The sequence below is a fragment of the Homoserinimonas sp. A447 genome, from assembly GCF_054489325.1.
The window spans coordinates 2,462,089-2,475,141 of record NZ_JBTMWW010000001.1 but is presented as its reverse complement, the minus strand read 5'-3'; the positions used below and the strand labels follow the sequence as shown (position 1 = coordinate 2,475,141).

Here is a 13,053-nt window from a genome sequence, read left to right as displayed (position 1 = left end):
AAGCCAGTACTGTTTCACGCGGCGGTGGTGATGAGACCGAGCTCGCTGGTGAGTTCGGCGATGGCCCGCTCGTAGGCGGGGTCGTCCTTGCCGAGCGCCACTACCTGGGGATCGATGAAGTCATCCGTCGTCAGCTAGAGGCGATGACCGACGCATCCTGGCGTCGTGAGCACATGTATCCCATCGCTGAGGATTGCGTTGAGTCCATTCTCAGCGTCAGCCATCCGCAACCCGCGGAGCTGTCGGCGTTGGTGGTCGACACGCGTCGGATCTCCTGTATCTAGCAGCGATCGGAGAGGCGATTGCTGCTGACATCAAAATTCGAGATGCGGCGTGTATCGGGGGTGAGGCGCCCACCGAGCGGCAGGAAACTCAAGAAAATGAGGGAGAACTAATCGTCGCCTCCAGGCCGCCAGCCGGAAAGGTACCGTTCGGCGAGCAGCACGAGGGCGGTGCTTCCGTCCACTTCTTTAAGGGCTGCGACCGCGTCACGGATGCCATCTTCCGTACCGTATAGGCGAACGAGCCCGTCCCACTGATAAATGGTCTTCACGTCAACATGTCGAGAGCCCACTGATTGGGATGTCGTTCGACCCTGTGCCGTGCGCAGAACCGCCCGAGTTACGTCGGGATTGCGCTCATTAGCGAGCTGCGCAGGCTGGCCCAATTGCTCCCCGATGTAATGGAAGACGTCAGCAAGGTTCCATTCTCGCTCTACATGCAATGACTCGCCCGCTCGAAAGTCCTCCACGAACCGTGCCTCCAGGGCTGTCGCCAACGCTTCGGAAATAAGGTTTGGGCCGCGTTGACGTTTGCCGGTTGACGTGATCAGCTCAAGCCGGGACGAATAGGAATTGAGGTGCCTAGTGGCCTCTTGAACAATGTCGTCTCTTCTACCGACATCGGACACCTGCTCGAGCATGCGGAGCACAGGTCTGAGTACGACGATGTGCGGCGCTAGGGTGAGCAGCCCGCCCACCCGGCTCTCTGGAACGTGGTCGATCCGGTTCATGAGCGCTGAGATAGAAGGGGCAATGGCTGGTTCCTCGAACTGGCCTCGAAGCGAGCCGAACGCCTCGAGGATGTCTGGAAAGTCAGATGTGGCAATCCCGTCGAGGATTGATTCGAATCTGTCTTGTTCAACCATCGCGGCGACGAGCTGCTCTGCGATGCGAAACGCACGGAGACCGCTAGGCGCGGTCCGCTCGAGGTACATTCCGAGGTAGTCGGAGTGGGCTAGCCGATGTCCCTTCCGCCACACGGCATCCCAATCTGAGCCGTAGTTGTTGTTTTCGTAGTACTGGCGAGCAGCAGGGAAGACCTGTGCGACGAGAGCTCGGACTACGTGGGCGTCGGCTCCTGAGACAGCCAATAGGTCGTCCATCTTTGCCTGCAGTGCAGGCGACTTCGTGGATGCGAATGCGGAACTGGTTTTCGTGAGTGCATCCTGCATTCCACCCAGCGTGGCAAAAATTTCCGGTCGGAAGACGCGGATTGCTTCGAGCGCAAGGAGATCAACGACTTCGATCTCACTTCCGAGTGCCCCAAGGGTCGGTGCTGCCGACACTGCGTATCGAGTGATGTCCCGCATGTTGCGTATCAGCGGAGCGATTACCTCGAAATAGACGTCTGGCCACCGATCGGATGCGAAACGGGCCTCGCCCTCGATCGCATCGATCACGTTCTGAAGCGCCGAGAATACCTGAGACGTGAGCACCTCAGTAGGAGTGCCGGGGAGGTCGAAGCTAACCTGGATGATCTTTTCGAGGTAGGCCCGGCCTTCGATTCCCGGCTCTGCAAGCGCAGCCTCGACACGCTTCCGATCGAAGGCAAGCACATAGATCACATTAGGGAAACTTGCAGTCAGACGCACAAGCTTGAAGACGTCGCGGATCTCTTCGGACGTGAGCCGATCGATGTCATCGATGACAACCACGACCGGGTGCGCGAGCTGGGCCAACTCGGCCGAAGCTCTCTGGAACTTGGCGCCCGCACCACGCTTTCGCGCTAATGCCTTCGCGCCGGATCGGAAGAGGATCGAACCGAGGCTCGCCCAAGTTCCGAAGAGACCAGCAAGAGTTCCGATGGAATCTCCGTAATCATCGATGTAACCGGCGATGACTTGGAGATTGGGGTCCTTCATTCGCTTGAAGTTTGACGCGAGTTCATCAAAAAAATGGTCGACGAGTTGCTGTGTGCCGGAGAACATCCACGGGTTGAAGTCGATTACAACCAATGGTGGTTCAGACGCGAACTCCTCGCGCATTAGATTGATGAACGAACTCTTGCCATGCCCCCAGGGTCCGAACACTCCGACGACGAGGCCGTGAGATGCGTCAAGGAGACGAAGGCTCCGAGCGAAATCTCTTGCGAGAGGCGCACGTCCCAGGGCATCCTGTTCCGACGACTCGATCGGATTGTCAACGGGTGGACGATCGGGGGTATGTTCCGCTGCTGCCATTTCTATTTCTCTCGCCTGTCGCTCTCACCGTTCAGCATCGCCGCCTCGCTCATTCACGCGATCGCAAGTTCAGCGTAGTGAGGATGTTGCACATTCGCGGCGCGGATGGCCAAGTCGTGGCTGGTGTTGGACACATCTATCGGTAGGCGTCAGAGCGTGCGACCTGGAGCGCACTGTCCCGGCAAGAAGAATGTTGACCATTGAGCCACCTCGACTCAACTTTCGCAACTCTCGCCTTGACATCCGAAACCGCGCCACTAAACTTGAGCGGGTGAGACTCAACTCTCACGATCACAGACTTTGTAAGAGGAACATAAAGGAGAACGAGCATGGCTCGAGCAGTAGGAATCGACCTGGGAACCACCAACTCCGTGGTCTCAGTACTTGAGGGTGGAGAACCCACCGTCATCGCGAACGCCGAAGGCTTCCGCACCACCCCATCCGTCGTCGCCTTCACCAAAGACGGCGAGACCCTCGTCGGCGAGACCGCGAAGCGCCAGGCGGTCACCAACGTCGACCGCACCATCGCATCCGTCAAGCGCCACATGGGCACCGACTGGACCACCGAGATCGACGGCAAGAAGTACACGCCGCAGGAGATCTCGGCCCGCATCCTGGCCAAGCTCAAGCGCGACGCCGAGCAGTACCTGGGCGAGCCGGTGACGGATGCCGTCATCACCGTTCCCGCCTACTTCAACGACTCCGAGCGCCAGGCCACCAAGGACGCCGGCGAGATCGCCGGCCTCAACGTGCTTCGCATCATCAACGAGCCGACCGCCGCCGCCCTCGCTTACGGCCTCGACAAGGGCAAGCAGGACGAACTCATCCTCGTCTTCGACCTCGGAGGCGGAACGTTCGACGTCTCCCTGCTCGAAGTGGGCAAGGACGACGACTTCTCCACCATCCAGGTGCGCTCGACCGCCGGTGACAACCGCCTCGGTGGCGACGACTGGGACCAGCGCGTCGTCGACTACCTGATCAAACGTTTCAAGGACTCCACCGGCGTTGACGTCTCCTCCGACAAGATCGCCAAGCAGCGCCTGAAGGAAGCAGCCGAGCAGGCGAAGAAGGAACTGTCCTCGTCGATGAGCACGAGCATCCAGCTTCCGTACCTGTCCCTCACCGAGAACGGGCCGGCCAACCTGGACGAATCCCTCACCCGCGCCAAGTTCGAGGAGCTCACCAACGACCTGCTCGAGCGCACCAAGAAGCCGTTCCACGACGTCATTAAGGAGGCCGGTGTCAGCGTCAACGACATCGCTCACGTGGTGCTCGTCGGTGGCTCCACCCGCACCCCCGCGGTGCAGGAACTGGTCAAGAACATGCTCGGCGGCAAGGAGCCGAACAAGGGCGTGAACCCGGACGAGGTCGTCGCCGTCGGCGCCGCCCTGCAGGCCGGCGTGCTGAAGGGCGAGCGCAAGGACGTTCTGCTCATCGACGTCACCCCGCTGTCCCTCGGCATCGAGACCAAGGGTGGCATCATGACCAAGCTCATCGAGCGGAATACGGCCATCCCGACCAAGCGGAGTGAGACCTTCACCACGGCGGATGACAACCAGCCGTCGGTCGCGATCCAGGTCTTCCAGGGTGAGCGCGAATTCACCCGCGACAACAAGAACCTCGGAACGTTCGAGCTGCAGGGCATCGCCCCGGCACCGCGCGGCGTGCCGCAGGTCGAGGTCACCTTCGACATCGACGCGAACGGCATCGTGCAGGTTCACGCGAAGGACAAGGGCACCGGCAAGGAGCAGTCCATCACCATCACCGGTGGCTCGGCCCTGTCGAAGGAAGACATCGAGCGGATGGTTCGCGAAGGCGAAGAGAACGCCGCAGAAGACAAGCGCCGTCGCGAAGCGGCCGAGGTGCGCAACACCGCCGAGCAGTTCGTCTACTCCACTGAGAAGCTCATCAAGGAGAACGACGAGAAGCTGTCCGACGGCGTCAAGACCGACGTGCAGGCCGACATCGACGCCCTCAAGTCGGCGCTCGCCGGCGACGACGACGCGGCCGTGAAGACCGCGCTCGACAAGCTGAACGAGAGCCAGCAGAAGATCGGCGAAGAGATCTACGCCCAGAGCCAGGCCGAGCAGCCTGCCGAGGGTGCGCCGACCGAAACACCTGAGAGCAGCGACGAAGACATCGTCGACGCCGAAGTGGTCGACGACGAGCCGACAGAGAACAAGTAACCATGGCCGACAAGAAGGACAAGAACCCGAAGAAGGGCGAGGGCCACGTGCCCGAGCCCGACTCCGGGGCCAACGAGCAGGACGACGGCCTGATCGAGGCTGAAGGTCCCGACGTCGAGACATCGCTCAGCGACGCGGACCTGGCGTTCCTCGATCAGAGCGCGGAAGACCTGGCAGCCGAAAGGCTCCAGGACCTCCAGCGGCTGCAGGCCGAGTACGTCAACTACCGCAATCGGGTGGAACGGGATCGCGAGAGCAACAAGCAGGTGGTCGTCGCCGACGTGGCGAAAACCTTCCTGCCGATCCTCGACGACCTGGACCGGGCCGAGGCGCACGGCGACCTGGAGGAGGGACCCATGGCGCTCATCGCCCAGAAGTTCCGCACCACGGTCGAAAAGCTGGGCGTCACGCGCGTGGGCGTCAAGGACGAGCCGTTCGATCACAATGTGCACGAAGCAGTCGTGCAGATACCGACCCCCGACATCGAAGCGATGACGGTGGCGGATGTCATCGAGCCCGGCTACCAGCTCGGCAGCCGCCTGCTGCGACCCGCGAAGGTCGTCGTGGCGGTACCGCAGGAAGAGTAGTACCCAAGCGGGTCGAGCTTGTCGAGACCAGCACCAAAGCGGGTCGAGACTGTCGAGACCAGCTGAGCTTGCCGAAGCATCCGGATCTCGACAAGCTCGATAGGTCTCGACAAGCTCGACCCGCGAAGGACAAGCTCGACCCGCGAACGGCACGATAGAAACGAGAGGAGGCACAGATGGCCAGCCAGGACTGGTTCGAGAAGGACTTCTACAAGATCCTCGGTGTCTCCAAAGACGTGTCCGAAGCCGACCTGAAGAAGCGGTACCGCAAGCTCGCGCGGCAGTACCACCCGGACTCCAACCCGGGTGACGCGAAGGCCGAGGCGAAGTTCAAGGAGATCAGCGAAGCACACGCCGTGCTCGCCGACCCTGAGCAGCGCCGCGAATACGACCAGGTTCGGGCCATGGGGTCCGGCGCCCGGTTCACCTCCGGCGGACGCGGCCAGGCCGGAGGCTTCGATGACGTCTTCGGTGGCATGTTCGGCCAGGGCCAAACCCAGGGGGCCGGACAGCGTCCCAACTTCTCGCAGGGCGGCTTCGACGACATCTTCGGCGGACTCTTCGGCGGTGGCGGGTTCGGCCAGTCGACCGGCGGCTTCCGCGGTGCGGGCGGCCCGACCAAGGGCCGCGACGTCACCGCGACCACCACCCTCGACTTCGTCAGCGCCATCAATGGCGACACCGTGAAGCTGCAGGGCCAGGGCGGCAAGCCGATGACCGTGAAGATCCCGGCTGGGGTCGCGGACGGCCAGAAGATCCGGCTCAAGGGCAAAGGCGAGGCGAGCATCGATGGCGGCCCATCCGGGGACCTGACGATCACGGTGTCTGTGCGCAAGCATCCGGTATTCGAACGTGATGGGAAGAACCTGAGGGTGGATGTCCCAGTCACCTTCGCAGAAGCGACGCTCGGTGGAACGATCGAGGTCCCCACCCTCGGCGGGCCGCCCGTCAAGCTGAAGGTTGCTCCGGGCACCCCGAGCGGCCGAGTTCTGAGGGTCAAGGGACGAGGTGTGCAGACCACGACCGGCGTCGGTGACCTGCTGGCCACCATCCACGTCGTCGTACCCAGCCACCTCAGCGCCGAAGCGACCAAGCACCTCAACGCGCTCGCGAAGGCCCTACCCGACGAGAACCCGCGCGACGACCTGCTGGCCAAGGCGCGGAGTTAGCCATGGAGCGGAGTTGAACATGGACCCGAGCGCCCCCATCTTCGCCATCGCGGTGGCCTCCGAGTTGGCGAACATGCACCCGCAGACGCTGCGGCAGTACGACCGCATGGGGCTGGTCAGCCCGAAGCGCACCAGCGGGAAGTCGCGCCGGTACTCGATGCGCGACGTCGTGCAGTTGCGTGAGATCGCGAAACTCGGCTCCGAAGGGGTCAGCCTGGAGGGCATCCGCCGCATCCTCGAACTCGAGAACACGGTCTCCGCGCTCCACGAGCGGGTGCGCGAGCTCGAGGTCGCGCTCGCCGATGAGCTGCTCAACCGCCCGGGTCGTCGCGTGTTCGCGGCCGACGAGACCGGTGACGTGGTCTCGCTGAAGGCCGGCGAACGCGTCAAACGGCACACGCAGCTGGTGCTGTGGCGCCCGAACGGTCGCTCAGGCTCGTGACGGCGGACGGGGAGTCGGGAGGGGCGATGGTCGACCCGGACTTCGATTTTGGCGCGTTGCGCCGGTTTCCGGACGTGGAGGCCGAGAACCTGTTCGCCGTCGACGCGAGCGACCGGCTCATCCTCGACGAAGCCGCCGCGGACCTTGCCGCGCACCCAACCTCGGTCGGGGTCATCGGCGACCGCTACGGTGCCCTGACCCTCGGCGCGGCCGCCCGCCACGGGTCGCACGGCATCCGCGTGTTCCAGGACCCGCTCAGTAGCGAGTTCGCCCTCGGCCACAACGCCGCGGCCGCCGCGCTGGATGACCGGTTCGAGAACCACGAGCTGGGCGCAGAGCTGCTGACCGGCGCCCGCGTCGTGCTGCTGCAGTTGCCGCGCAGCCTGAACGAACTCGACGAGATCGCCGGGGCGATCGCTCGGCACGCCGACCCGGAGGTCGTGGTCTTCGCCGGTGGACGCCTCAAGCACATCACGCAGGCGATGAACGACGTCTTGGGGAAGCACTTCGGGTCGGTGTCGGCGACACTGGCCAGGCAGAAGTCACGGGTGCTGGTCGCGCGCGGCCCCAAGCCGTCCGAGGGGCAGTACCCGCAGCGGGAATTCCACGACGACCTCGACCTGTGGGTGTGCGCGCACGGCGGCGCGTTCGCCGGCACCAAGCTCGACATCGGCACGCGGTACCTGCTCAGCTTCCTGCGCGAGATGAAGGCGGATGCCCGCACCGCCGTGGACCTCGGATGCGGCACCGGCATCCTGGCCGCCGCCCTCGCGCGCAGCCGACCCGACCTGGCGATCCTGGCGACCGACCAGTCCTGGGCGGCCGTGGCATCCGCTCGCGCAACCGCAGAGGCGAACGACCTGACGTTCACCGTTGCCCGCGACATCGGGCTGAGCAAGCAGCCGGATGCCTGCGCCGACCTGGTCCTGCTGAACCCGCCGTTCCATGTCGGCTCGGCCGTGCACGCCGGGGTCGCCCTGACCCTGTTCGACGAGGCCGCCCGCGTGCTGAAACCCGGCGGCGAGCTGTGGACCGTATTCAACTCGCACTTGAAGTATCGGGCGGCTCTGATGCGCTCGGTCGGGCCGACCCGCCTGGTCGGCCAGAACCCCAAGTTCACCGTGACAGTGTCCACCCGCATGGAGGCGACCCCATGAGCGCGCGCCTGACCTCACCCACTCGAGAGGGTCGTTCGCTTCGAGCGCACGCCGACGCTGGCAACCTGAGTACCAAGCGAATAAACTTGAGTCTGCACGACTCAACTTTGAGGAACGGATAACCATGGCGAACATGCAGGGCGCACCTGATTCTGAAGAGGACGCCAAGACCGCACTCGAGCGGTACGGCGTCGACCTGACCGAGATCGCCCGCGCCGGAAAACTCGACCCGGTGATCGGCCGCGACGCGGAGATCCGTCGTGTCAGCCAGGTGCTCACCAGGCGCACCAAGAACAACCCCGTGCTCATCGGCGAGCCCGGCGTCGGAAAGACCGCCGTGGTCGAGGGTCTCGCCCAGCGCATTGTCGCCGGCGACGTCGCCGACTCGCTGAAGGGTAAGCGACTCGTCGCCATCGACCTGGCAGCGCTCGTCGCCGGTGCCAAGTACCGCGGCGAATTCGAGGAGCGCCTGAAGGCCGTCCTCAAGGAGATCAACGACGCTGAGGGCGAGATCATCACCTTCGTCGATGAACTGCACACCCTGATGGGTGCCGGTGGCGGCGAAGGGTCGGTCGCGGCGTCCAACATGCTCAAGCCCATGCTCGCCCGTGGTGAGCTGCGGCTGATCGGTGCGACCACCCTCAACGAGTACCGCGAATACATCGAAAAGGATGCCGCGCTCGAACGCCGCTTCCAGCAGGTGTACGTCGGCGAGCCGAGCGTTGAGGACACCGTCGCCATCCTGCGCGGGCTCAAGGAACGCTACGAAGCCCACCACCGTGTCGCCATCGCCGACAACGCGCTGGTCGCCGCCGCCGTGCTGAGCAACCGGTACATCTCCGGGCGGCAACTCCCGGACAAGGCCATCGACCTGATCGATGAGGCCGCCAGTCGGCTGAAGATGGAGATCGACTCCTCCCCGGTCGAGATCGACGAGCTCAAGCGCGCCGTTGACCGACTGAAGATCGAAGAGCTCGCGCTCAAGAAGGAGAAGGACGCGGCATCCCGCGCCCGTCTGGAGAAGCTGCGCTCCGACATGGCCGAGCGGCAGGAGAAGCTCGACGAGCTGGAGAAGCGGTGGAAGAGCGAGAAGGGCGCGCTCCAGGATGTCGGTGAGCTCAAGACCCGACTCAACGAGGCGCGCATCGCCCTCGACCGTGCCATGCGCGAAGGGGAATACCAGGACGCCTCGAGGCTGAACTACGAGGTCATTCCGGAGATCGAGAAGAGCCTCGACCAGGCGGAGCACCCCGAAGTGCAGGGTGAGCGGATGGTCAACGACCAGGTCACCGACGGAGACATCGCCTCCGTGGTCGCGGCCTGGACCGGCATCCCGGTTGGCCGCCTGCTGCAGGGCGAGACCGAGAAGCTGCTGCACCTGGAGGCTGAGCTGGGCAAGCGCCTGGTCGGCCAACGGCGTGCTGTGGGTGCGGTCTCGGACGCGGTTCGCCGCTCGCGGGCCGGCATCGCGGACCCCGCCCGTCCGACCGGGTCGTTCCTGTTCCTCGGCCCGACCGGGGTCGGAAAGACGGAGTTGGCCAGGGCTCTCGCCGAGTTCCTGTTCGACGACGAGAAGGCCATGATCCGCATCGACATGAGCGAGTACGGCGAGAAGCACACCGTTGCGCGCCTGATCGGTGCGCCCCCCGGGTACATCGGATTCGAACAGGGTGGGCAGCTCACCGAAGCCGTTCGCCGCCGTCCTTACAGCGTCGTGCTGATGGACGAAGTCGAGAAGGCGCATCCGGAAGTCTTCGACGTCCTGTTGCAGGTTCTCGATGACGGTCGGCTGACGGATGGGCAGGGTCGCACAGTCGACTTCCGCAACACCATCCTGATCCTCACCTCCAACCTCGGCAGCCAGTACCTGGTCGACCAGACGCTGACCCAGCAGGCGAAGGAGGATGCTGTCAACGCGATGGTCCGCCAGGCGTTCAAGCCCGAATTCGTGAACCGGCTCGACGACATCGTCATCTTCTCCAGCCTGTCGATGGAGGACCTGTCCCAGATCGTCGAGCTGTACATCGACCGCCTGTCGACACGCCTCGAGGAGCGGCGTCTGACTTTGGCGGTGACACCGGATGCCCGTGCCTGGCTTTCCGAGCGCGGCTACGACCCCAGCTATGGTGCCCGCCCGCTGCGTCGCCTCATGCAGAAGGAGATCGACGACCGGCTGGCGAACGCCATCCTGGCCGGGCGCATCCGCGATGGCGACACGGTGCTGGTCGGGCTGTCGTCTGACGGGGAGTCGCTCACGGTGGACCGCCAGGAGGGCGCACCGGCCGCGTACTGACCGGCACTATGGCGGGTCACTGCAGCGCGGGCATGACCTCGCGCTCGAACAGCTCGATGCCCGAGCGGTCGTACGCCGCTTCGGGGAAGTAGTGGATGGCGTAGCCGAGCCCCAGGGACTTCAGGTGGAGCATCCACTCGACCACCTGCTCGGGGGTGCCGACCGCGTTGGCTGACGCGTACTCGTGCAGCTGCTTTGCGGTCGCTTCCGGACTCAGGTAGCGCGAAAGCCGGGCCTCGAGGGCGCGCAGGCGCTCCTTCACCTCGGCCTCGGTGCTGGCAATCACCGTGTTGAAGTTGGAGCTGCGCACGATTGCGTCGAAGTCGGTGCCCACCTCCGCGCAATGCTGCTTCAGCAGGTCGCTCTTGTGGCTGAAGGTGTCCCGGGTGTTCACGAAGTTCGTGTAGTTGGCGTGCTTCGCGGCGATGCGCAGGGTGACCTTCTCGCCGCCGCCGGCGATCCACAGCGGGATGCCGCCCTCCTGCAACGGGAGCGGGCGCACGATAGCGCCATCCACCTGGTAGTGCTTGCCGTCGAGCGTGGCGCTGCCGGTGCTCCAGGCCTGCCGCATGATCTGAACGCCCTCGTCGAGCCTGCCGAGCCGTTCGCCGGCGCCCGGGAAACCGTAGCCGTACGCGCGCCACTCGTGCTCGTACCAGCCGGCGCCGATGCCCATCTCGACGCGGCCGCCCGAGATCACGTCGATGGTGGATGCCACCTTCGCCAGGTAGGCGGGGTTCCGGTACGTCATGCAGGTGCACATCTGGCCGAGCCGGATGCGACTGGTGGATGCCGCGAAGGCCGCCATCAGGGACCACGCCTCGTGCGTCGCCTCCTCGCTCGGCACCGGCGAGGTGTGGAAGTGGTCGTACACCCAGATCGACTCCCACGGCCCGGCGTCGGCGTGCGCAGCCAGCCCGCTCATGGTCGACCAGTGGTCAGCCGGGTCGATGCCGACCAGGTCGAAGCGCCAGCCCTGCGGGACGAACATGCCAAATCTCATCCCGCCAGCCTAGGAGTTACCTTTGCGATAGCGCCCGTTCCGGAGAGATGTGCCCCGCGGAACGGGTGCATCTCTCCGGAACGGGCACTATTGCGGACTAGGAGAGTTCCTCGCGGATGGCCGCCACGAACGCGTCGATGTCGGCCTCGGTGGTGTCGTAGGAGCACATCCAGCGCACCTCGTTCCTGGCGGCATCCCAGTCGTAGAAGCGGAACTTCTCGCGCAGGCGGTCGGCGACCCCGGCGGGCAGCACCGCGAAGACGGCGTTCGCCTCCGTCGCCTGGCTGAACCCGAGGCCGCTGATCGCACCGGAAGCCACGCCGTCCTCGAGAGAGGAACGCAGTCGCGCAGCCATCGCGTTGGCGTGCCCGGCCGAACGCAGGTAGAGGTCGTCGCTGAGCAGCGCAATCAGCTGGGCAGACACGAACCGCATCTTGGAGGCCAGCTGCATGTTCAGCTTGCGCAGGTAGATCAGGCCGTCCGAGACATCCGGATTCAACAGCACGATCGCCTCGCCGAAAATGAGGCCATTCTTGGTGCCGCCGAAGCTCAGGATGTCGACGCCGGCATCCGTCGTGAACTCACGGAACGGAACGCCCAGGGCCGCAGCCGCGTTGGAGAGCCGGGCGCCGTCCATGTGCAGCACCATCCCGCGGGCATGGCAGTGGTCGGCGATAGCGCGGATCTCGTCCACCGTGTACAGCGTGCCGAGTTCCGTGGTCTGCGTGATGCTGACGGCGAGCGGCTGTGCGCGGTGTTCGTCGCCCCAGCCCCAGGCCTCCTGGTCGATCAGTTCGGGGGTGAGCTTGCCATCCGCCGTCTCGACGGTGAGCAGCTTCAGCCCGCTGATCCGCTCAGGGGCGCCGTTCTCGTCGGTGTTGATGTGCGCCGTCTTGGCCGAGATGACCGCGCCCCAGCGGGGGAGCACGCTCGTCAGCGCAGTGACGTTCGCGCCCGTCCCGTTGAACACGGGGAAGGTTTCGGCGCGCTCGCCGAAGTGGTGCTTCATGACATCCTGCAGCTTCGCCGTGTACACGTCTTCCCCGTAGGCGACCTGGTGGCCACCATTGGCTTCGGCGAGTGCCGCCATCACCTCGGGGTGGGCACCCGCATAGTTGTCGCTGGCGAATCCGCGGTAGTTCTCGTCATGAAGTTTCACGCCCACCAGTCTCTCATCCGGGCGCGCCCCACCCGTCAACAACGGACAGCCCCGCACACGGTACGTGTACAGGGCTGTCTTCAGTTGACGGGTGAGCGGATGCTGCGGCTCAGGCGGCGCGGCGCTCAGGCTGCGCTGTGGGCGTGCTGCTTCAGGCGACGCGAGGCCGCGTACGGCCGGGTCGCTGGCGCGCCAGTTGTCCAGGCGCGGGAGGATGCGGTCACTTCGCCGCCGTCGGGAATCGTGGTGTCCCGTTCGATGCGCGCGAGTGCGCCGACCTTGACGTCATTGCCGAGCCTGGAGTGGCTGCCGACCCGTGCCCCGCTGGCCAGTTGCGTGCGTTCGCCCACGTGCACATTCGCACCGACGAAGACGCGCTTGCCGATTCGTGCTCCGCGGTCGATCCAGCTTCCCGGACCGATCCAGCTGTCTTCGCCGATCTCGGCGCCGGACTCCACGTAGGCCATCTCCGAGACGAATGTGCTTGGGTGTACGACCGCACCGGGGGAGACCCATCCGCGCCCGTTCGGGTGGCGGCGGTACTTCTCTACTGCGCCGGTGGGGTGTTCTACTTCTTCATTTACTCGTGCCATTGC

General features: G+C 64.8%; 10 protein-coding genes. 6 read left to right on the top strand and 4 right to left on the bottom strand.

Annotated features, from left to right (window positions below; genetic code table 11):
- Positions 1-391: 391 nt before the first annotated feature.
- On the bottom strand, positions 392-2,461 hold the full coding sequence (locus tag ACX3O0_RS12100; protein ID WP_459107887.1) for a KAP family P-loop NTPase fold protein: 2,070 nt from the start codon (positions 2,459-2,461) through the stop codon (positions 392-394).
- Between the two features lie 329 nt (positions 2,462-2,790).
- On the opposite strand from ACX3O0_RS12100, the gene dnaK reads away from it, so the two are divergent.
- The 6 genes from dnaK to ACX3O0_RS12070 all read left to right on the top strand — a co-directional run bounded on the left by dnaK (position 2,791) and on the right by ACX3O0_RS12070 (position 10,295).
- On the top strand, positions 2,791-4,647 hold the full coding sequence (dnaK, locus tag ACX3O0_RS12095; RefSeq protein ID WP_459107886.1) for a molecular chaperone DnaK: 1,857 nt from the start codon (positions 2,791-2,793) through the stop codon (positions 4,645-4,647).
- Between the two features lie 2 nt (positions 4,648-4,649).
- A complete protein-coding gene (locus tag ACX3O0_RS12090) occupies positions 4,650-5,234 on the top strand; it encodes a nucleotide exchange factor GrpE (RefSeq protein WP_459107885.1) in 585 nt (194 codons plus the stop codon).
- Between the two features lie 176 nt (positions 5,235-5,410).
- The gene (locus ACX3O0_RS12085) at positions 5,411-6,403 is read left to right on the top strand and encodes a DnaJ C-terminal domain-containing protein (RefSeq protein WP_459089179.1); all 993 of its coding nucleotides are present in this window, start codon (positions 5,411-5,413) and stop codon (positions 6,401-6,403) included.
- 19 nt (positions 6,404-6,422) lie between these two features.
- Positions 6,423-6,845 carry a heat shock protein transcriptional repressor HspR gene (locus ACX3O0_RS12080; protein ID WP_459089177.1) on the top strand — a complete coding sequence of 141 codons (423 nt, stop codon included), beginning with the start codon at positions 6,423-6,425 and terminating at the stop codon, positions 6,843-6,845.
- Positions 6,846-6,871: 26 nt separating this feature from the next.
- A complete protein-coding gene (locus ACX3O0_RS12075) occupies positions 6,872-8,002 on the top strand; it encodes a class I SAM-dependent methyltransferase (RefSeq protein ID WP_459107884.1) in 1,131 nt (376 codons plus the stop codon).
- A 124-nt stretch (positions 8,003-8,126) separates the two neighbouring features.
- Positions 8,127-10,295 (top strand): ATP-dependent Clp protease ATP-binding subunit, encoded by a 2,169-nt coding sequence (locus tag ACX3O0_RS12070; RefSeq protein ID WP_459107883.1) that lies wholly within the window; start codon positions 8,127-8,129, stop codon positions 10,293-10,295.
- Between the two features lie 16 nt (positions 10,296-10,311).
- Here the strand turns inward: ACX3O0_RS12070 and ACX3O0_RS12065 are convergent, their stop codons facing one another.
- From ACX3O0_RS12065 to ACX3O0_RS12055, 3 genes are all read right to left on the bottom strand, one after another.
- Complete coding sequence (locus ACX3O0_RS12065; protein ID WP_459107882.1) at positions 10,312-11,298, bottom strand: LLM class F420-dependent oxidoreductase; 987 nt, start codon at positions 11,296-11,298, stop codon at positions 10,312-10,314.
- A 97-nt stretch (positions 11,299-11,395) separates the two neighbouring features.
- Positions 11,396-12,463 carry a threonine aldolase family protein gene (locus ACX3O0_RS12060; protein WP_459107881.1) on the bottom strand — a complete coding sequence of 356 codons (1,068 nt, stop codon included), beginning with the start codon at positions 12,461-12,463 and terminating at the stop codon, positions 11,396-11,398.
- Between the two features lie 119 nt (positions 12,464-12,582).
- On the bottom strand, positions 12,583-13,050 hold the full coding sequence (locus tag ACX3O0_RS12055; RefSeq protein ID WP_459089167.1) for a DapH/DapD/GlmU-related protein: 468 nt from the start codon (positions 13,048-13,050) through the stop codon (positions 12,583-12,585).
- Between the last annotated feature and the right edge of the window lie 3 nt (positions 13,051-13,053).

Excerpts from the sequence above, each read along its gene's own strand:
- ACX3O0_RS12100 (WP_459107887.1), bottom strand. The coding sequence starts at position 2,461 with ATGGCAGCAGCGGAACATACCCCCGATCGTCCACCCGTTGACAATCCG.
- dnaK (WP_459107886.1), top strand. The coding sequence starts at position 2,791 with ATGGCTCGAGCAGTAGGAATCGACCTGGGAACCACCAACTCCGTGGTC.
- ACX3O0_RS12090 (WP_459107885.1), top strand. The coding sequence starts at position 4,650 with ATGGCCGACAAGAAGGACAAGAACCCGAAGAAGGGCGAGGGCCACGTG.
- ACX3O0_RS12085 (WP_459089179.1), top strand. The coding sequence starts at position 5,411 with ATGGCCAGCCAGGACTGGTTCGAGAAGGACTTCTACAAGATCCTCGGT.
- ACX3O0_RS12080 (WP_459089177.1), top strand. The coding sequence starts at position 6,423 with ATGGACCCGAGCGCCCCCATCTTCGCCATCGCGGTGGCCTCCGAGTTG.
- ACX3O0_RS12075 (WP_459107884.1), top strand. The coding sequence starts at position 6,872 with ATGGTCGACCCGGACTTCGATTTTGGCGCGTTGCGCCGGTTTCCGGAC.
- ACX3O0_RS12070 (WP_459107883.1), top strand. The coding sequence starts at position 8,127 with ATGGCGAACATGCAGGGCGCACCTGATTCTGAAGAGGACGCCAAGACC.
- ACX3O0_RS12065 (WP_459107882.1), bottom strand. The coding sequence starts at position 11,298 with ATGAGATTTGGCATGTTCGTCCCGCAGGGCTGGCGCTTCGACCTGGTC.
- ACX3O0_RS12055 (WP_459089167.1), bottom strand. The coding sequence starts at position 13,050 with ATGGCACGAGTAAATGAAGAAGTAGAACACCCCACCGGCGCAGTAGAG.